Raw genomic sequence first — 771 nt, 5'->3', positions numbered from 1 at the left:
GTGGTACACCTGTTCCTGGCCAGATCGTCCAATGGAACGTCTCCAACGGCACCGCTCAGGGGATCGACGGCTGCGGAGCAGATCGAGCTCTGCCTGACGAACGTCGCCAAGGTAGCAGAGGCAGCGGGGACTAACTTAACGAAGACAGTGAAGACGACCGTGAACCGCGCCGGGTTTTCCGGAGGCCGTTTCGTTTGATGAGGTGGAACGGCCCGCTACCGCAGCATCAGAGTGCTAAAACGTGGTCGTTATTTCAACGCCACAAGGTAGGAGCCGTTCCGTGACGCATATTACCACCATCGGGCTGGATTTGGCCAAGCAGGTTTTTCAGATTCACGGCGCTGACGCCGAGGGTTCTCCAATCGTCAACCGGAAGCTCCGCCGCGCCGAGGTGTTACGGTTTTTCGAGAAGCAGCCTGCGTGTCTGGTCGGCCTTGAGGCCTGCGGCGGTTCGCATTACTGGGCGCGCGAGATCGCAGCACTTGGTCACGAGGTGCGGCTGATCCCGCCGGCCTATGTCAAGCCGTTCGTCAAGCGGGGCAAGACGGACGCCGCCGATGCCGAGGCGATCAGTGAGGCCGTGATCCGCAAGACGATGCGCTTTGTTCCGGTCAAAACGGCCGAGCAGCAGGCGGCAGCGATGGTGCTGAAGACGCGCGGCCTTCTAGTTCGTCAGCGAACTCAGGTGATCAATGCGCTGCGCGCTCATTTATCGGAATTGGGCATCATCGCCGGCATCAGCTCGGCGAAAGTTGCGGGGTTGATCGATAT

At 60.3% G+C, this 771-nt stretch carries 1 protein-coding gene and 1 pseudogene; both read left to right on the top strand.

The window, feature by feature from the left end; genetic code table 11:
* Positions 1-198: pseudogene (locus EOA60_RS38525) on the top strand (RidA family protein); the annotation flags it as partial.
* A gap of 82 nt (positions 199-280) precedes the next feature.
* Positions 281-771: IS110 family transposase (locus EOA60_RS35470; protein WP_245502710.1), on the top strand; the 491-nt coding region annotated here is incomplete at its 3' end.

This window comes from Mesorhizobium sp. M1A.F.Ca.IN.020.06.1.1 (genome assembly GCF_004023265.1).
Taxonomy (GTDB): domain Bacteria; phylum Pseudomonadota; class Alphaproteobacteria; order Rhizobiales; family Rhizobiaceae; genus Mesorhizobium.
This window is presented reverse-complemented; position numbering and strand designations above follow the sequence as displayed.